This is a genomic window from Kitasatospora xanthocidica (assembly GCF_014656195.1).
Classification (GTDB): domain Bacteria; phylum Actinomycetota; class Actinomycetes; order Streptomycetales; family Streptomycetaceae; genus Kitasatospora; species Kitasatospora xanthocidica.
On the sequence record NZ_BNBY01000005.1, the window covers coordinates 42962 to 60801 of the forward strand.

Consider the following 17840-nt stretch of genomic DNA (forward strand, 5'->3'; position numbering starts at 1 on the left):
GTCAGCCCGCCAGCAGGGCCTGGGCGTCGAGGGTGTCCTCGCCCTTGGTCCAGTTGCACGGGCACAGCTCGTCGGTCTGCAGGGCGTCCAGCACCCGCAGGACCTCCTTGGGGTTACGGCCGACGGAGCCGGCGGTCACCATGACGAACTGGATCTCGTTGTTCGGGTCGACGATGAAGACGGCGCGCTGGGCGGTGCCGTCCTCGGCCTCGACGCCGCAGGCGCGCATCAGGTCGTGCTTGACGTCGGCCAGCATCGGGAAGGGCAGGTCGCGCAGGTCCTTGTGGTCCTTGCGCCAGGCGTGGTGCACGAACTCGGAGTCGCCGGAGACGCCGAGGATCTGGGCGTCGCGGTCGGCGAACTCGTCGTTCAGCTTGCCGAACGCGGCGATCTCGGTCGGGCAGACGAAGGTGAAGTCCATCGGCCAGAAGAAGACGACCTTCCACTTGCCCTCGTAGGACTTGTGGTTGATGTCAGCGAAGGCGCTCGCGGCCTCCAGGTCGACACAGGCCTTGAGGTCGAACTCGGGGAACTTGTCACCGATCGTGAGCACGTTCGCTTCTCCTGAAGTGAGGTGTGGGGAGCATGTGTCCGGAATCCGGACACGCATCACGATTCCACATCGTGGACTGATCGGGGAAATAGCTAGACTTGATGTGTCTGATCGGAGATTGCTATCAGTACCGAATCCCCCACGTCGCGGCCGGGCTCCCGCCGGACGGCCGCCGCCAAGGCCGGCGCGACTGTGGCGAGCGCCACAGCCCGCGCCCCCCGCACCCCGACCGTCGCCCAGCTGCGGGCCTTCGTCGCGGTGGCCGAGCACCGGCACTTCCGGGAGGCCGCCGCCGCCACCGGGACCAGCCAGCCCGCGCTGTCCGGGGCCGTCGCGGCGCTGGAGGAGTCGCTGGGCGCGCAGCTGGTCGAGCGTACGACGCGCAAGGTGATTGTCACCCAGCTGGGGGAGCGGGTGCACCAGCACGCCCGGCGGGTGCTCGCCTCGCTGCAGGCCCTCACCGAGGAGGTCGAGGCCGCCCGCCGGCCGTTCACCGGGCCGCTGCACCTGGGCGTCATCCCGACCGTCGCGCCCTACCTGCTGCCCGATGTGCTGCGGCTGGTCCGTGACGGCTTCCCGGAGCTGGAGCTGCACGTCCACGAGGAGCGCACCCCCTCGCTGCTGGAGGGCCTGGCCGCCGGGCGCCTGGACGTCCTGCTGCTCGCGCTCCCGGCCGGCGGGACCTCGCCGACCCTGGACATCCCGCTGTTCGACGAGGACTTCGTCCTGGTCACCCCGCCCGGCCACCCGCTGGCCGGCCGGATCGACGTCCCGCGCGACGTGTTGCTCGACCTCGACGTGCTGCTGCTGGAGGAGGGCCACTGCCTGCGGGACCAGGCGCTGGACATCTGCCGCGAGGTGGGCGTCGACCCGGCGGGCTCGACCACCAAGGCGGCCGGCCTGTCCACCCTCGTCCAACTGGTCGCCGGCGGCCTCGGGGTGACCCTGCTGCCCGCCACCGCGCTGGACGTCGAGGCCGGACGCACCGACCGGCTGGCCGCTGTTCGCTTCGCCGCCCCCGCGCCGGGCCGCCGGATCGGGCTGGCCGTCCGCCCGGGCTCGGCCCGCGGCGCCGAGTACGAGCGGTTCGCGGCCGCGCTGCGCGAGGTGCTGGCCGGACTGCCGGTGCGGATCGTCGAGCCGTAGGGACCGCCTGGCGGCTCTCCGGGTGGAACGGCTCCGCTGGACGTCGGCGGGTGGAACGGCTCCGCTGGACGTCGGCGGGTGGAACAGCTCCGCTAGACGTCGGCGGGTGCGGCCAGGCAGAGCCCGACGGTGGTCGCCACCAGCACGTCCAGGGCCCGCAGGGTGTCCGGGCCGGGCCGCTCGCCGGGGGCGCGCAGCGACAGGTAACGGTCGGTCAGGCCGTTGAAGCCGCTCAGGAAGTGGACGGCGATCTCCTCGGCGGGCACGGCGAGCCGCAGGTCGTGCACCCGGGCGAGCGCGGTGATCATCTCGGCCGCGGTGCCCTCGGTCTCGTACTGCAGGGCGCGCATGATCTCCTGCAGGTCGGGGTCGCGCATCGCCAGCGCCGCGAACTCGGTCAGCAGCATGCAGCGCCCGTCCTCGCCGGTGGTGCTCTCCCAGAGGGCGTGGACCAGCGTCCTGACCTGCTCGCCGAAGGGGCCGTCGCCGGGGGAGACGGCGCGCACGGAGCCGATGAACTCGGCGGTCAGCTGCTCGATGACGGCCCGGTAGAGGTCCTTCTTGGTGCCGAAGGTGTAGTGCACCGTCGCCTGTGCCACGCCCAGCTCGGCCGCGATCGCCCGGGTGCTGCCGGCCGCGACCCCCTCCCGGGCCATCAGGTCGATGGCGGCCTGGACCAGCTGCGGGCGGCGTTCGGAGGCGGGGACGTGAGCCATCCCGCCAGGGTATCGCCACGGTCGGGCAACTGTGTCGAACGATTCCGTCGATCGCCCCTGTCGCACGCACATGTCGCCCGACTTTGTCACCCGACAAGGTTGCGCGTACGGTGGGACGAGACCTGTCCTGACCGAACCCGAGGGACCGCCCATGGCCACGTACCTGTACCGACTGGGCCGCTTCTGCTTCCGGCGGCGGCGCGCCGTCCTGGCCGTCTGGATCGCCGTGCTGATCGCCGTCGGCGGGGCCGCGGGCGCCTTCGCCGGCAAGACCAGCGACGAGTTCACCGTGCCCGGCACCGAGGCGCAGAGCACCCTGGACCGGATCAAGGACACCTTCCCGGCGCAGGGCCACGGCTCCGCCCAGGTCGTCTTCGCCGCCCCGGCGCCCGGCGGTGCCACCGCGCCCGGGGCGGCCGCGGCCGTCGGCGAGGCGGTCGAGCGGATCGCCCGCGTCCCCGGCGTGGCCGCGGTGCCCGACCCGTACGCGACCGGCGCCGTCTCGCCCGACGGCCGGGTCACCATCGCCCTGGTCTCCTTCGACCACAAGCTCGCCGAGGTCACCGACCAGCAGCGCGAGGCGGTCAAGGCGGCGGCCGAACCGGCCCGCGCGGCCGGCCTGGACGTGGCCTTCGGCGGCGACGCGTACAACAAGCTCGCCCAGATCGAGGGCGCCTCCGAGTCGATCGGCCTGGTGGTGGCCGGGGTGGTGCTGGTGATCACCCTGGGCACGCTGGTCGCGGCCGGGCTGCCGCTGCTGACCGCGCTGGTCGGCGTCGGCGTGGCGATGGCCGGACTGCTGGCGCTCACCGGCTCGTTCCAGATCATCACCACCGCGCCGGTGCTGGCCCTGATGGTCGGCCTCGCGGTCGGCATCGACTACGCGCTGTTCATCCTGTTCCGCACCCGCCGCCACCTGGACGAGGGCCTGGAGCCGGAAGAGGCGGCCGCCCGGGCCACCGCGACCGCCGGCAGCGCCGTCGTCTTCGCCGGCCTGACCGTGGTCGTCGCGCTCGCCGGGCTCGCCGTCGCGGGCGTCCCCTTCCTCACCGTGATGGGCCTGGCCGCCTCCGCCGCCGTCGTGGTGGCCGTCCTGGTCGCGATCACCCTGCTGCCCGCGGTGCTGGGCTTCGTCGGCCGCGGCATCGACAGACTGCCCGTCTGGAAGCGGGCGCTGCGCACCAACGGCAGGACCACCACGGGCGAGCGGTGGGCCCGCTTCGTGGTCCGCCGGCCGCTGCCCGTCCTGCTGGTCGGCCTGGCCGGGCTGGGCGCCATGGCGGTGCCCGCGGCGAGCCTGGACCTCGGCCTGCCGGGCGGCGGCTCACAGGCCGTCGGGACGGACGCGCGCAAGGCGTACGACCTGGTCAGCGGGAGCTTCGGGCCGGGCTTCAACGCACCGCTGGTGGTCGTCGTGGACGCCCACGGCGCGCCGCGGCCGGAGCAGGCGGTGCAGGGCGTGGCGGCCGAGCTGCAGACCCTGAAGGGCGTCCGGACGCTGCTGCCGCCGCAGGCCGACCAGAGCGGCCGGACCGCCCTGGTGCCCGTCATCCCGACGACGGGCCCGGACGACGCGGACACCAAGGCGCTGGTCAACGAGATCCGCGACCAGCGCGACCGGCTCAAGTCGGCGACCGGCGCGGACATCGCCGTCACCGGCACCACGGCCGCCAACATCGACGTCTCCACCAAGCTCGGCCAGGCGCTGCCCCCGTTCGTCGCGGTGATCGTCGGCATCGCGCTGGTGCTGCTCGCGCTGGCCTTCCGCTCGGTGCTCGTACCGCTCAAGGCGGTGCTCGGCTTCCTGCTCAGCATCGGGGCCTCGCTCGGCGCGGTGGTCGCGGTCTACCAGTGGGGCTGGCTGGACGGCCTGATCGACGTGCCGAAGGTCGGCCCGGTGGTCAGCTTCGTGCCGATCCTGCTGATCGGGGTGCTGTTCGGGCTGGCGATGGACTACGAGCTCTTCCTGGTCTCCGGGATGAAGGAGCAGCACGTCCACGGCAAGGCGCCGCGCGAGGCGGTCGTCGGCGGGGTCAAGGGCGGCGCCCGGGTGGTGACGGCGGCCGCGCTGATCATGGTCGCGGTGTTCGGGGCCTTCGTCTTCGGCCACGACCCGATCGTCCAGCCGATCGGCTTCGCCCTCGCGGTGGGCGTGCTGGTCGACGCCTTCGTGGTGCGGATGGCGCTGGTGCCGGCCGCGATGGCGCTGTTCGGCAGGGCCGCCTGGTGGTTCCCCAGGCCACTGGAGAAGGTCGTGCCCAAGGTGGACATGGAGGGCGAGCAGCTGATCGCCCGGCTGGAGGAGCGGTCGGCGAAGGAGCCGGTCGCGGTCTGACCGCCCGTTCGAGGCGCCCGGTGGACCCCGTCCGCCGGGCGCCCGCCCGTGTCCGGGGCGTGCGTGTCCGGGGCCGTCAGGGCAGACGGCGGCGGGGCAGGGGCCTACCGCTGCGGCAGCCGCTGCTCGAACCAGACCACCTTGCCGGTGCCCAGCCGGGTCGCGCCCCAGCGGTCCGCGCACCTGGCCACTATCTGCAGCCCGCGCCCCCGCTCGTCCTCCGGCCCGGTGCGGCGCGGGCGCGGCAGCAGCGGGCTGTCGTCGCCGACCTCGCAGCGCAGCCGGGTGGTGCGCACCAGGCTCAGGGTGATCGGCCGGGTCGCGTGCTGGACGGCGTTCGTCACCAGCTCGCTGACCATCAGTTCGGTGGCCTCGCCGAGCTCGTCCAGCCCCCAGCGGCGCAGGGTGTGCGCGGCCAGCCGGCGGGCCCGGCCCGGCGTCTCGTTGCGCGGCTGCAGGTACCAGTGCGCGACGTCCCCGGCCGGGATGCCGTCGAAGCAGGCGCCCAGCAGGGCGATGTCGTCGCCGCGGTCGCCGGGCGGCAGGATCCGCAGCGCCTCCTGGCAGAGCTGCTCGGGGGACTGCCAGCGGGCGGCGGCGATCCGGGCGCGCAGCACCTCCAGGCCGTCCATGATCGGACGGCTGCGGGTCTCCACCAGGCCGTCGGTGAACAGCAGCAGCGCCGAACCGGGCGGCGCGGGCAGTTCGACCGAGTTGAAGTCCACCCCGCCGACCCCGATCGGGGCCCCGGAGTCCAGCTCCACCAGCTCGGCGGTCCCGTCCGGGCGGACCAGCACCGGCGGGACGTGCCCGGCGTTCGCCAGCACCACCCGGTTGGCGATCGGGTCGTAGACCGCGTACACGCAGGTGGCCAGGTGCTGCTCGCGGCCGAGCCGCTGGGCCTGCTCGTCCAGGTGGTAGAGCACCTCGTGCGGCGGCAGGTCGAGGGCGGCCAAGGTCTGGGCGCTGGTGCGCAGTTGGCCCATGATGGCGGCCGAGGTGAGCGAGTGCCCCATCACGTCGCCGACGATCAGGGCGACCCGGTTGCCGGGCAGCGGGACGGCGTCGTACCAGTCCCCGCCGACCTGCGCGCCGCGCTCGCCGGGCAGGTAGCGCTGGGCGAGCCGGACGCCGTGCGGCTGCGGCAGCCGCAGGGGCAGCATGCTGCGCTGGAGCTCGTTGGCTATCTCCCACTCGCGGGCGTACCGCAGGGCGGTGTCCACGGCCAGCCCGGCCTGGGTGGCGAGGTGCGCGGCGGTCGCGGTGTCCGCGGAGTCGAAGGCCGGACGGCCGGTGCGTTCAGGAGGGCGGCGGATCAGCACCAGCAGCCCGAGGACGGCCTTGCGGCCACGCAGCGGCAGCGCGAGGACGGACGTGCCCGCGGCCAGCCGGGCCACCCCGCGGGTGCCGTACAGCTCGCGCAGCAGCACCTCGGTGCGCTCGGCGCCGGGCTCGCCGAGGACGGCCACCTCGGCGGGACGGCGGCTCAGCAGGGCGTGGGCGAGCGCACCGCCGCGGGTCACCGGGGTGGCCGGGCCGCTGTCGGCGGTCGAGCGGGCGCCGTAGCGGGAGCGGCGCCGGTCGTCGAAGCCGCCCGGGCGGCCGCGCCGGCCGATCCGGGTGCCGGTGCTGTGGTGGATCCGCAGCTCCTCCGGGAAACCGGGCTCGCGCTCCACGTTGGGCAGCGGGTCGCGCAGGTGGACCACGGCGGCGTCGGCCAGCGTCGGGACCAGCACCCGGCCGATGTTGCGCAGCGTCGCGGCCAGGTCGAGGGCGCTGTTGATCCGCCGGGTCGCCGAGTCGAGGTACGCGAGGCGGTCCGCCACGTCGGCGCGCTCCGGCCGCGCGGGCGACGGCCGCGCCGAAGACGGTCGCGCCGACGACGGCTTCGCGGACGACGGATCCGCCGACTGCGGCTTCTCGGGCGCCGGTGCCAGGGCCGGGACCTGACGGCGCTGGCCCGGGACGGCGGGCGGCTGCTCCGCCTCGGTCTTGAGCTGGTCGCGCACGGCTGCCTGTCCTGGATTCGGTGTGGTCAGTGGGTGTTCTCTGGTCGATCGGTCGTTCGGTCGTTCATCCGCTCATCCGTTCAGCCGACGCGTCGACAGCACAGGAACAGCTGTTCCTCCGGCGGCAGCGAGGTACTGGCCGGCGCGTACGGATGCCCCGAGCACTCCTCGACGGCGAAGCCGGCCGCGACCAGAACCCGTTCCAGATCCTCCCTCAGATACCCGCTGATCCGCAGCTCTCTGCCAAGGAACGGAAGCGGAACGTGATCCAGGTCCGCCTCGACCATACCGAGTGCCAGCAGTCCGCCCGGCCGCAGGAGTTCGCGCAACCGCCGGAGCACGGTCGGGATCTCGTCCTGCGGCAGCAGGATCAGCGAGAAGAACGCGGTGACGGCGGCGAACCCGCCGTGGCCGTCCGGCCCCAGCCCGGGGGCGTTCCAGACCCGGCCCGCGCGCTCGGTGGCCAGATCGTACAGGTCGATCCGATGGAACTCCGGCGGGAAAGCGCCGGGGAACGCCGCCCGCCGGGCCAGGGCGAGCATCACGTCGGAGAGGTCCACGGCGGTCACCCGCAGCCCGGCCGCGGTCAGCTGGCGGACGGTCGGCTCACCGGTGCCGCAGCCCACGTCCAGCACCCGGGCACCCGGTTCGAGCCCGGCCAGCAGCCGCCGGCCGCAGGCCAGCTGCCCGTCCTTGGCGGGGAAGGCCTCGCCGTACCCCTCGCCGATGGTGTCGAAGGCGACCGCCTGCAAGGCCCGGGCCGCCCGGCGTCGCCGTACCTCGGGCTCGTCGTCCCCAGCGTCCTCGCCGACGGGGAACGCGTCGGATATCCGTCCGGTCGTCACGTTGAGAGGCACCCTTCCACCCGTGGCCTCCGGTCGGCTCCTCGGCCTCGCGGCCGCGGCCGGTGGCGGCGTGTCACGCTCCCCGCAGCACACGGACGGACTGCACCCCGACGCGTTTCCGGCAGACACTCGTGCGCGTACTGGCATGAGAATATGCGTGATCACTGCGCCATGGGGTCCCTTTCCGGCCAACTCGTCATGCTTGGGCCGATGTGGCCGGGGTTGCGGAAGCACGACGGTGCGGGCCGGGGTGGTGCGCGAGAGCCCGCACGCCGCACAGCGCGCCGGGGGCGATGGCGCTGACCTGCGATTTCTCCGCTCCGCAGGCTGACTATCGGACGTTTATCGAACGTCAATCGGCCCGGTGCACAGTGGAGACCAGCGCCGGGGAAGCGTTGAGGGCGCTCCCGCAGCCGGGGGGCTGCGGGAGCGCCGACGCGCGAATCGGGGGAGGCACTCCGCTGGGGAACGGAGGCCTTTACGGCGCGGGGGGAGAGAGGGGCTCGGTGTGCTGCTGGGAGATGAGGTCCGCCACGGGGGAGGCCTCGGGCACACCGAGCCGAGTGAAGATCGCGTGCGCCTCCTGAAGGCACGCCAGTCCGCGCGCGGGCTGGGCGAGCGCCAGCAGAGCCTCACCCAGCGCGGCGTTGGCCAGGCCCTGGCAGAAGGCGGAGTCGAGCTCCTGGGCGATCGCCAGCGATTCACCGGCGGCTTCGGCGGCCTCGGCGTGCTGTTCCGAGACGAGCAGGGCGGAGGCCAGTCGGGCCAGGGTGTACCCCTCCCAGAGCGGGTTCCGCTGGGACTGGTAGAGCCCGTGCGCCTCGCGCAGGTGCGGGACGGCCTCGGCGCTGGAAAGCACCACGCCGAGCTGGTAGAGGGTCTGAGCGAGCAGCGGGCCGTTCTTGGAGGCCCGTGCGGCGGCGACACCATCGCTCGCGGACTTGATTGCCGTCTCGGTCATGTCGAGCCGGTGCTGCACCCGGGCCATGTTGCTGACGATCCGAGCCTCGGCTTTCGGCGCTCCGACGGCTTGGCTGGTGGCCCGAGCCTGCTCCAGGAACGGCAGGGCCTCGGCCGGGCGGTTGCCCACGCTCAGGATCACACCCAGCATGTTGGCCGTGGCCAGGAGCATGACGGTCGGCTCATCCGGCGCCTGGTGGTCCAGGCTCCGGCGGAAGGACTGCTCGGCCCCCTGGAAGTCGCTGGTGACGGACTGCAGGGTGCCGAGGGCGAAGTACACCCCGGCGATTCCGGCGGAGTCGCCACGGTGCTGCGCGTCCTCACCGATGGTCTCCAGGACCCGGAGCGCCCGTGGGCCGCGGGTCGGGTCCGGATCGATGCTGAACAGGTAGTTCAGCAGGTCGACGGCTGCGTGCTGCAGGGCGCCGGGGCCACTCGCGGCGGCCTCGACAGCACTGAGCAGCAGGGCACCCTCGGTTCCGAGCCAATCCTGGGCGGCTTGGCTCGTCGGCAGGTCGAGCCCCGGCGAGGAGAGCGTGGTCAGCAGCTCGGGCAGAGCATCGTCCGGCTCGATGACCTGGGCGGCGTTGCGCACGGTCGGGATCAGCAGGTCGAGCAGTCGCATGACGGCCCTTTCCTGCTCCCCGGTGTCCCCGATCCGCTCGTTCTGTCGCTGGGCGTAGAGCCGGAGCAGGTCGTGGTAGCGGTAGCGGCCGGGGGTGAAGCACTCCAGCATGTTCGCCTCGACCAACGCCTCGGCGAGGTCCTCGGCGGTGTACTCGTCCACGCCGAGCAGCGCCGCGGCGGCCGCCAGCGGGATGTCGGGGGAGTCGATCAGGGCGAGGAGCCGAAAGGCGCGGGCCTCGTCCGTGGACAGCTGTCCGTAGCCGAGGCCGATGGTGGTTTCCACAGCGAGGTTGCCGAGCTGGAGTTCGTCCAGGCGCCGGCGCTGGTCGGCTAACCGACTTGCCAGGTCGGAGACGCTCCACCGCGGACGGCTGGCCAGCCGGGCGGCGGCGATGCGGACCGCCAGCGGCAGGAAGCCGCAGGCGGTGACCACCTTCATGGCCGCTTCCGGCTCGGCGGCGACCCGCTGCTCACCGACGATGGCTGAGAACAGCGCCAGCGCCTCGGCCGGGGTCAGCTCCTCGACGTCGAACAGCTGGGCGCCCGGGATACCGGCCAGCCGGGAGCGGCTGGTGGCGAGCACGGCGCAGCCCGAGACACCGGGGATCAGCGGTTGGATCTGTTCGGCGTCGCGCGCGTTGTCGAGCAGGATGAGCATGCGCCGGTTGGCGAGCAGCGAGCGGTAGAGCGCCGCGCGCTGTTCCAGCGAGTCCGGGTTCTCTGTGACGCCGAGCGAGTGCAGGAAGTCGCCCAGGACGACCACCGGGTCGGCGGGCGAGGCACCGGCTCCGCGCAGGTCGACGTACAGCTGCCCGTCCGGGAACTCGGCGCGGACGCGGTGGGCGACGTGCACGGCGAGGGTGGTCTTCCCGACACCGCCGATGCCGGCCAGCGAGGTGACCACCACGGCCTGACCCGTGGCGTTCATCAGCACCGCCGAGAGGTCGCCGACCAGCTCCGACCGTCCGCTGAAGTCCGATACATCGGCGGGAAGTTGGGCGGGCGCTGGGGGTGCGGAGGAGGTATCCTCGCGGGCGGCGAGGGAGGCTGCGGCCGGGAGCGCGAGTGCTGGGTCGGCTGCGAGGATGCGGTTGTGCATCGTGGACAGGCCGGTGCCCGGTTCGACCCCGAGTTCCTCGATCAGCAGCTTGCGGGTGTCGGTGTAGACGCCGAGCGCCTCGGCCTGGCGTCCGCAGCGGTACAGCGCCAGCATCAGCAGCTCGCGCAGGCGCTCGCGCAGCGGGTGTTCGGCCGTCAGGCCGTTGAGCTCGCCGACGATCTCGGCATGCAGGCCGATGTCGAGCGCGGTGGCGCACAGCTCTTCGGCGGCGGCCACCTGGCGCTCGGCGAGTCGCAGCCGTTGGGTATCGGCGTAGGGGCCGGGGATGCCGGTGAGCGGGCGACCGCTGAAGAGGTCCAGTGCCCGCGCCAGAAGCCGGTGCGCCTCGTGCTTGTCTCCCGAGGTCCGGGCGGTCGCGGCCTCGGTAGAGAGCCGCTCGAAGACCGTCAGGTCGAGGGCCTCGCCCGGGATGCGCAGCGCGTAGCCGTCGGCGACCGAGACCAGCAGCTCGGCGGGGCGGCGAACCTCACGCCGGGGCTCGATGACGGAGCGCAGCCGGGAGACATAGGTGCGGAGCGCGGCCACCGCTTGGGTCGGGGGCCGATCGCCCCAGAGCGCGTCCACCAGGTCCTGTGTGGTGACCGGGCGTCCGGAGTGCAGCAGGAGGGTGGTCAGAACGGCCTGCTGCTGGGGGGATCCGAGGGAGAGGGGCTTGTCGTCGAGCCAGGCCTGGACCGGACCGAGGACTTGGAAGCGCAGCGCAGAGGTCTGCGGCGTCTCCCGAAACTCCATGAAGTCCCCCGATGGCCTGTGGTGTCGATTCCGTGAAAGGGCGCTCGGCGGTCCGCCGCGGTGCTTCAGCTTAGGCGGACGCCCGACTCTGCCGGACGGCAGCGCAAGCCACACGATGTTTATCGGACATTTAATCAACCCTACGATACTGTCCGCGCGCCCGCGCCACGGAGGTCGGGCTGGACACAATTGATGACCGAAAGGCGGCCGCCCAATGGCCAACGACCAGAGCGAGACCCCGGTGGCGTCGGCGCCCGAGCACGAGGCGAAGACCGAGGCCCCGGCCGCCGCTGTGGAGGCGGGCAAGGCTGTCGAGGGCGCGGTGGCCGCGTCCTCGAACCCGGCCGAGTACACCGCGCCGACCGACGAGCAGAAGTCGGACATCGAGAACGACCTCTTCGGTGACGAGGCCGAGCACGTGGTGGAGCCCACCACGCCGGCCACCGGCCAGCCCGGCAAGAAGTACGTGCCGGAGAACGTCGTCGGCGGCCACCCGTAAGTCGTTCCGGCCGAGCGCCCGTGCCCCCACGCCCCCGTCCGGGCGCGGGGGCGCTGCCGGTTATGTACGCGCCAGTTCGTGCGCGGGTACGCCGGTGGCCGATTCCCACCCCCGGTGCACGCATGGTGACCGGCGATATCCGTAACGTGCCCGGCGGCGTGCGTGGGGCGTTCCGGAATTCCGGATTCACCGGCGGGATTGCCGGCCCGGGAATGTAGTAGTTTGCGTGGTTTTTGCCGCAATTCCCGGGTTGAACTCATTCAGCCGGATCGCGGGGCCCGGGAACGGGTGAGACGTGGTTCGGTTCGGCGGTCCATTCGCGGCCGCCGCCCTCGGGGCGCAGGTAGCACTCGCCGCCGATGGTGTCCATGTAGATGCCGGTGCGTCCGGTCCTCCGGTCGAGGACCAGTTCGCCCGCTCGCGGTCGGTAGGCCGGGGCGTTGCGCTGTCGGATGTTCACCGCTGTGCTCCTCGCTCTGGTAGGCGACTGGCCAGCATCTCTAGAGAAGCTAATATCTCTAGAGATGTCAACGGTCGTATCGGCTTACTAGCGGGCGCGGGCGCGCCTACGATTTGTCCGAGGCAGAGGGAGCGGCGATGACCGGCAGCAGTGGCGACAAGCAGCCCAAGTACCAGCGGATCGCCGACGCCCTGAAGTCGGCCATCGACACCGGCCGGTACCGCGCGGGCGACCGGCTGCCCGGCGAGAACGACCTCATGGACGAGTACGGCGTCGCCCGGATGACCGCCCGTCAGGCGCTGGGGGTGCTGCAGAGCGAGGGCATCGCCGAGGCGCGCCGCGGTGCCGGGGTGTTCGTCCGGGACTTCCGGCCGCTGCGCCGGCGCGGTATCCAGCGGCTGGCGCAGGGGCAGTGGGGGTCCGGCCGGTCGATATGGTCGGCGGACATCGACAAGCGGTCCCTGGTGGTCGACCAGGTGTCGGTCACCGAGCGGGGCGCGCCGGAGCACGTGGCCCGGGTGCTCGGGGCGGACCCGGGGTCCCCGATGTGCGTACGGCACCGCCGCTTCGTCCTGGACGGCAAGCCGGTGCTGCTCTCCACCTCCTACCTGCCGGCCGGCCTGGTCGCGGGCACCGCCATCACCCGCGAGGACACCGGCCCCGGCGGCACCTACGCCCGGCTGGCGGAGATCGGCGCCAAGCCCGTGCACTTCCGCGAGGAGGTCCGCTCCCGGATGCCCAGCGGGGAGGAGTCCACCCGCCTGGAGCTGTCCGTCGGCACCCCGGTGATCCTGATCTGCCGCACCGCCTTCGCCGACGAGGGCCAGGTGGTCGAGCTCAACGAGATGATCCTGGACGCCGCCTCCTACGTCCTGGAGTACGACTTCGACGCGTGAGCCGGACCAGGGCCGTCAGCGGCCCGGATCCGCCTGCGACGCCAGGTCTTCCACGGCCCCGGCGACGCCGAGGCGGTCGGCCCTGTCACGAGCGATGGCGGCCATGAGCCGTTCGGCGTTCGCGGGCGAGCGCAGCAGGTATCTCGTCTCCTGCCAGGCGTCGAGGTCCGCGGCCTCCTCGCGCCGTCCACTCGCGGGCCTCGTGTCGTCGGGTGCGCCCTTCGTGGTCTCCACGGGAGGAACGCTAACCACCTACGGTCCGTGCCGGCCCGTGAAACCGCCCCGGTCGCGGGGGCGGCCGGGGCGGTCAAGGGGCGTGCGGGGAGTGGTTACTCCTTGGAGCGCACCCGGAGGTTGGTGATCAGCGGGCCTTCGGTGGTCTCGCGGAAGAAGTCGTTGCCCTTGTCGTCCACCACGATGAACGCCGGGAAGTCCTCGACCTCGATGCGCCAGACGGCCTCCATGCCGAGTTCGGCGTACTCCAGGACCTCGACCTTCTTGATGCAGTCCTGGGCGAGGCGGGCCGCCGGGCCGCCGATGGAGCCGAGGTAGAAGCCGCCGTGGGTGGCGCAGGCGTCGGTGACCTGCTTGCTGCGGTTGCCCTTGGCGAGCATGACCATCGAGCCGCCGGCCGCCTGGAACTGGTCGACGTAGGAGTCCATCCGGCCGGCGGTGGTCGGGCCGAAGGAGCCGGAGGCGTAGCCCTCGGGGGTCTTGGCCGGGCCCGCGTAGTAGACCGGGTGGTCCTGGAGGTACTTGGGCATGCCCTCGCCGGCGTCCAGGCGCTCCTTGATCTTGGCGTGGGCGATGTCGCGGGCGACGACCAGGGTGCCGGTGAGCGAGAGGCGGGTCTTCACCGGGTACTTGGAGAGTTCGGCGCGGATCGCGGACATCGGCTGGTCGAGGTCGACGCGCACCACGTCGTCGTCCAGGTGCTCGTCGGTGGTGTCCGGCAGGTACTTCGCCGGGTCGGTCTCCAGCTGCTCCAGGAAGACGCCCTCGGCGGTGATCTTGCCGAGCGCCTGGCGGTCGGCGGAGCAGGAGACGGCCATCGCGACGGGCAGCGAGGCGCCGTGGCGGGGCAGGCGCACCACGCGCACGTCGTGGCAGAAGTACTTGCCGCCGAACTGGGCGCCGATGCCGATCTTCTGGGTCAGCTCGGTGACCTTGGCCTCCAGCTCCAGGTCGCGGAAGCCGTGGCCGGTCTTGGCGTCGCCGGAGGTGGGCAGGTTGTCCAGGTAGTGCGCCGAGGCGTACTTGGCGGTCTTCAGCGCGAACTCGGCGCTGGTGCCGCCGATGACGATGGCGAGGTGGTACGGCGGGCAGGCCGCGGTGCCGAGGGAGCGGATCTTCTGCTCCAGGAACGAGAGCATGCTCGCCTCGTTCAGGATGGCCTTGGTCTCCTGGTACAGGTACGACTTGTTGGCGGAGCCGCCGCCCTTGGCCATGAAGAGGAACTTGTAGGCGTCGCCGTCGGTGGCGTACAGCTCGATCTGGGCCGGCAGGTTGTTGCCGGTGTTCTTCTCGTCCCACATGGTCACCGGGGCCATCTGGGAGTAGCGCAGGTTGAGCTTGGTGTACGCGTCGTACACGCCGCGGGCGATGGCGGACTCGTCGCCGCCCTCGGTGAGCACGTTCTGGCCGCGCTTGCCCATGACGATCGCGGTGCCGGTGTCCTGGCACATGGGGAGGATGCCGCCGGCCGAGATGTTGACGTTCTTCAGCAGGTCGAGCGCGACGAAGCGGTCGTTGGGGCTGGCCTCCGGGTCGTCCAGGATGCGGCGCAGCTGGGCGAGGTGGGCGGGGCGCAGGTAGTGCGAGATGTCGTGCATCGCCTCGGCCGTGAGCAGGCGCAGGGCCTCGGGCTCGACCTGGAGGAAGGTGCGGCCGCCCGCTTCGAAGGTGGAGACACCCTCGGAGGTCAGCTTGCGGTACGGGGTCGGGTCGGCGCCCAGGGGGAGGAGGTCGCTGTACTCGAAGTCTGGCGTGGGAGCCATCGGGGCGGTCCTTAGGTTTCCAGTGGTCCGGCTGCGTCGGCGAAGCACCATCCAGGGTAGGACCCGGCCGGGGGCGTCGTGCGGACAGGTCAGCCTTGCGTGACGGGGCTCACTCGGGCTGGAGTGCGAGCGACTAGGCTGACCCCGTGGACAACTCGCCGTCGCACGACGACCGGGGGCAGCCGGTGCCGGCGCCCGTACCGATGACCAAGTCCGAACTCGAGCCCGAGGCCAGGCCGGAGGCCGGGCCGCCGTCGAACGCGCCGGTGGCGGAGACGCAGATGCGCGTCTCGGACGCCGACCGCGAGCGGATCGCGGAGCTGCTGCGGGACGCCTATGCCGAGGGCCGCCTGGACGCGGACGAGCACGCGGAGCGCATCGAGGCCGCGTACGCCGCCAAGACCTTCGGTGAGCTGGCGCCGCTGACCAGGGACCTGCCGGCCCGCCCGCTCTCCTTCGAGAAGGCGCCGTTGGGCGCGGTGGCGACGCCGCAGCCGCCCGCGCGCCAGGAGTCGCCGGCGGTGGTGGCGATCTTCGGCGGCGCGTCCCGCAAGGGCCGTTGGCGGGTGGGGTCGCACCTGAAGGCCTTCGCCGCGTTCGGCGGGGTGGAGATCGACCTGAGCGACGCCGTGTTCGAGTCTCCCGAGGTGGAGATCGTGGTCATGGCGATGTTCGGCGGGGTCGAGGTCCGGGTGCCGGAGAACGTCACCCTGCAGGGCGGTGGCGTCGGCCTGTTCGGCGGGTTCGACGTCCGTGAGCAGACCGCGGCGGACCCGTACGCTCCGGTTGTCCGGGTCAAGGGCCTTGCGATGTTCGGGGGTTGCACCGCGAAGCCGCGCCGCGGCAAGAAGCTCAAGGAGTGGGTGCGCCGCCAACTCGGCACCGACTAGAAGCTGTTGACCGGCACAGCGCCCGACCGGGAGCCAACTCCCGGCCGGGCGCTCGACGTTGCGGCCGGTGCACTCCGTAGTCGATTGCGTGCAGTGTGCATGAATCGCCGCGTGGCGGGGTAGTTCCTTCCGCACATCGCTTCTTGTACGGCTGCGCACCGGAGGCGGCCGAGGGGCCGTTCCGGGGGTTGGACAGCGGGGGCTCGCAGCCGGGCAGGTGAGCGGGGTTCCCCGTGTCCGAGAGCCTCGTCAGGAGTACGGCCGTGCTGCATCCGATCGAGTCCCGCACCACTTCGCCAGTCGCCGCCGCGCAGTTGCTGGAGCGCCGTCCAGGTGTCCGTCCGCAGCCGCAGCCCCCGGGCGGCCCGGCGGGTGCGCCCGCGGGCGAGGACAACCCCTGGCACACCGGAGCGGCGTGCCGGCGGGACGAGGTGGGGCTGTTCTTCGCGCCCTCCAAGGAGCCGACCGCGGCCCGGCTGTCCCGGGAGGAGCAGGCCAAGCAGGTCTGTGCCCGCTGCCCGGTGCTGCTGGAGTGCCGGGAGCACGCGCTGGCCCAGCCGGAGCCGTACGGCGTGTGGGGCGGGCTGACGGCCGCCGAGCGGCGGGTGGTGCTGGCCCGGCGCCGCCGCCGGGACGCGGAGCTGATCGAGGCGGCGGCGCCGGCGCGCCGGATAGCCGGGTGACGGCGGGTCGAAGACCCGGGGGCGGGCGCCGGGGCGCCGAGGACCCGGGGCAGGACGCGCCGCGGCCCCGGCGGGGTGTGGATCCCGCCGGGGCCGCTGTCTGCTGTCCGCAGGGTGCGCCGTGCTCGTGGCGTCAGTTGGCGCGGTCGAAGTCGATCGCGCTGTAGGCCCGCAGCTTCGAGAGCTTGTGGGTGGAGTGGATCTCGCGGATCGTGCCGCTCTTGGAGCGCATCACCAGCGAGCTGGTGGTGGCGGTCTCGGAGCGGTAGTGCACGCCGCGCAGCAGCTCGCCGTCGGTGATGCCGGTGGCGACGAAGAACACGTTCTCGCCGCTGACCAGGTCGTCGGTGGTGAGCACCCGGTCCAGGTCGTGGCCGGCGTCGAGGGCCTTCTGCCGCTCGGCGTCGTCCTTGGGCCACAGGCGGCCCTGGATCACGCCGCCCATGCACTTCATGGCGCAGGCCGCGATGATGCCCTCCGGGGTGCCGCCGATGCCCATGAGCAGGTCGACGCCGGTGCCTTCGCGGGCGGCCATGATGGCGCCGGCCACGTCGCCGTCGGAGATGAACTTGATCCGGGCGCCCGCCTCGCGGATCTCCCGGACCAGGCCGTCGTGGCGGGGGCGGTCGAGCACGACGACGGTGACGTCCTCGACGGCGCTGCCCTTGGCCTTGGCGACCCGGCGGATGTTGACGGCGGCGGGGGCGGTGATGTCGACGAACTCGGCGGCCTCCGGTCCGGCCACCAGCTTGTCCATGTAGAACACGGCGCTGGGGTCGAACATGGTGCCGCGGTCGGCCACGGCCAGCACGGCGACGGCGTTGTTCATGCCCTTGGCCGTGAGGGTGGTGCCGTCGACCGGGTCCACCGCGACGTCGCACTCGGCGCCGGTGCCGTCGCCGACCCGTTCGCCGTTGTAGAGCATCGGGGCTTCGTCCTTCTCGCCTTCGCCGATGACGACGACGCCGTTCATCGACACGGTCGAGACGAGGGTGCGCATGGCCTTCACGGCCGCGCCGTCCGCGCCGTTCTTGTCGCCACGGCCGACCCACCGGCCGGCGGCCATGGCGGCCGCCTCGGTGACCCGTACGAGCTCGAGCGCGAGGTTCCGGTCCGGAGCCTCGGGCGCGACCTCCAGGGCACTGGGAAGGTGGTGCGGGTACTGCGTGGTCATCGTCGTTACCTCTCTGTACGCGACGGCCAGTAAGCGCCCGACTACTGCCTGGTCGAACGCCGTGGTGAGGGTTCTGCGATCGTATCTGCCCACGAGATGACTGTCTGTGGCGCGGGTCGCCGTCCGCCGGCGAAAACCACCGTTTCGTCCGCTTCACCCGTACGTGGGCACCCCGGGTGGACGGGCCGGGATGTGGAT

Annotated in this window: 15 protein-coding genes; 6 read left to right on the forward strand and 9 right to left on the reverse strand. The window is 72.5% G+C overall.

The window, feature by feature from the left end; genetic code table 11:
- Window position 1: 1 nt before the first annotated feature.
- Entirely contained in the window at window positions 2-553 is a 552-nt protein-coding gene (locus IE332_RS10615; RefSeq protein ID WP_189915529.1) for a peroxiredoxin, read from the reverse strand.
- Window positions 554-745: 192 nt separating this feature from the next.
- On the opposite strand from IE332_RS10615, the gene IE332_RS10620 reads away from it, so the two are divergent.
- Window positions 746-1699, forward strand: a complete 954-nt coding sequence (locus IE332_RS10620) for a LysR substrate-binding domain-containing protein (protein ID WP_229928505.1) — start codon at window positions 746-748, stop codon at window positions 1697-1699.
- 92 nt (window positions 1700-1791) lie between these two features.
- On the opposite strand, the gene IE332_RS10625 is transcribed toward IE332_RS10620, so the two are convergent.
- Window positions 1792-2415 (reverse strand): TetR/AcrR family transcriptional regulator, encoded by a 624-nt coding sequence (locus IE332_RS10625; RefSeq protein ID WP_189915531.1) that lies wholly within the window; start codon window positions 2413-2415, stop codon window positions 1792-1794.
- Between the two features lie 151 nt (window positions 2416-2566).
- Between IE332_RS10625 and IE332_RS10630 the strand changes: the two genes are divergently transcribed.
- Window positions 2567-4750, forward strand: a complete 2184-nt coding sequence (locus IE332_RS10630) for an MMPL family transporter (protein WP_189915533.1) — start codon at window positions 2567-2569, stop codon at window positions 4748-4750.
- Between the two features lie 104 nt (window positions 4751-4854).
- Here IE332_RS10630 and IE332_RS10635 read toward each other — a convergent pair whose 3' ends face one another.
- From IE332_RS10635 to IE332_RS10645, 3 genes are all read right to left on the reverse strand, one after another.
- Window positions 4855-6759, reverse strand: a complete 1905-nt coding sequence (locus tag IE332_RS10635) for a SpoIIE family protein phosphatase (RefSeq protein ID WP_189915535.1) — start codon at window positions 6757-6759, stop codon at window positions 4855-4857.
- An 80-nt stretch (window positions 6760-6839) separates the two neighbouring features.
- A complete protein-coding gene (locus IE332_RS10640) occupies window positions 6840-7604 on the reverse strand; it encodes a class I SAM-dependent methyltransferase (protein WP_308437548.1) in 765 nt (254 codons plus the stop codon).
- Between the two features lie 478 nt (window positions 7605-8082).
- Window positions 8083-11043 carry an AfsR/SARP family transcriptional regulator gene (locus tag IE332_RS10645; RefSeq protein WP_189915537.1) on the reverse strand — a complete coding sequence of 987 codons (2961 nt, stop codon included), beginning with the start codon at window positions 11041-11043 and terminating at the stop codon, window positions 8083-8085.
- Window positions 11044-11257: 214 nt separating this feature from the next.
- Here IE332_RS10645 and IE332_RS10650 point away from each other — a divergent pair, with 214 nt between their 5' ends.
- Window positions 11258-11542: a hypothetical protein gene (locus IE332_RS10650; RefSeq protein ID WP_189915539.1), complete on the forward strand. Its 285-nt coding sequence runs from the start codon at window positions 11258-11260 to the stop codon at window positions 11540-11542.
- 256 nt (window positions 11543-11798) lie between these two features.
- Here IE332_RS10650 and IE332_RS10655 read toward each other — a convergent pair whose 3' ends face one another.
- Complete coding sequence (locus IE332_RS10655; RefSeq protein WP_189915541.1) at window positions 11799-12002, reverse strand: hypothetical protein; 204 nt, start codon at window positions 12000-12002, stop codon at window positions 11799-11801.
- Between the two features lie 137 nt (window positions 12003-12139).
- Here IE332_RS10655 and IE332_RS10660 point away from each other — a divergent pair, with 137 nt between their 5' ends.
- Complete coding sequence (locus tag IE332_RS10660) at window positions 12140-12898, forward strand: GntR family transcriptional regulator (protein ID WP_189915543.1); 759 nt, start codon at window positions 12140-12142, stop codon at window positions 12896-12898.
- Between the two features lie 15 nt (window positions 12899-12913).
- Here the strand turns inward: IE332_RS10660 and IE332_RS40855 are convergent, their stop codons facing one another.
- Complete coding sequence (locus IE332_RS40855) at window positions 12914-13132, reverse strand: type II toxin-antitoxin system Phd/YefM family antitoxin (RefSeq protein WP_308437549.1); 219 nt, start codon at window positions 13130-13132, stop codon at window positions 12914-12916.
- Window positions 13133-13227: 95 nt separating this feature from the next.
- On the reverse strand, window positions 13228-14895 hold the full coding sequence (locus IE332_RS10670) for a fumarate hydratase (RefSeq protein WP_189915545.1): 1668 nt from the start codon (window positions 14893-14895) through the stop codon (window positions 13228-13230).
- Window positions 14896-15098: 203 nt separating this feature from the next.
- Between IE332_RS10670 and IE332_RS10675 the strand changes: the two genes are divergently transcribed.
- Complete coding sequence (locus tag IE332_RS10675) at window positions 15099-15785, forward strand: DUF1707 SHOCT-like domain-containing protein (protein WP_189915831.1); 687 nt, start codon at window positions 15099-15101, stop codon at window positions 15783-15785.
- A gap of 314 nt (window positions 15786-16099) precedes the next feature.
- Window positions 16100-16468, forward strand: coding sequence for a WhiB family transcriptional regulator (locus tag IE332_RS10680; protein WP_373313704.1), 369 nt, complete (start codon window positions 16100-16102; stop codon window positions 16466-16468).
- A gap of 133 nt (window positions 16469-16601) precedes the next feature.
- Here the strand turns inward: IE332_RS10680 and glpX are convergent, their stop codons facing one another.
- Window positions 16602-17642, reverse strand: coding sequence for a class II fructose-bisphosphatase (glpX, locus tag IE332_RS10685; protein WP_189915547.1), 1041 nt, complete (start codon window positions 17640-17642; stop codon window positions 16602-16604).
- Window positions 17643-17840: the final 198 nt, after the last annotated feature.

Bases quoted from the DNA above. Each gene is read 5' to 3' on its own strand.
- IE332_RS10625 (WP_189915531.1), bottom strand. From the start codon at position 2,415: ATGGCTCACGTCCCCGCCTCCGAACGCCGCCCGCAGCTGGTCCAGGCC.
- IE332_RS10630 (WP_189915533.1), top strand. From the start codon at position 2,567: ATGGCCACGTACCTGTACCGACTGGGCCGCTTCTGCTTCCGGCGGCGG.
- IE332_RS10645 (WP_189915537.1), bottom strand. From the start codon at position 11,043: ATGGAGTTTCGGGAGACGCCGCAGACCTCTGCGCTGCGCTTCCAAGTC.
- IE332_RS10650 (WP_189915539.1), top strand. From the start codon at position 11,258: ATGGCCAACGACCAGAGCGAGACCCCGGTGGCGTCGGCGCCCGAGCAC.
- IE332_RS10660 (WP_189915543.1), top strand. From the start codon at position 12,140: ATGACCGGCAGCAGTGGCGACAAGCAGCCCAAGTACCAGCGGATCGCC.
- IE332_RS10670 (WP_189915545.1), bottom strand. From the start codon at position 14,895: ATGGCTCCCACGCCAGACTTCGAGTACAGCGACCTCCTCCCCCTGGGC.
- IE332_RS10675 (WP_189915831.1), top strand. From the start codon at position 15,099: ATGACCAAGTCCGAACTCGAGCCCGAGGCCAGGCCGGAGGCCGGGCCG.
- glpX (WP_189915547.1), bottom strand. From the start codon at position 17,642: ATGACCACGCAGTACCCGCACCACCTTCCCAGTGCCCTGGAGGTCGCG.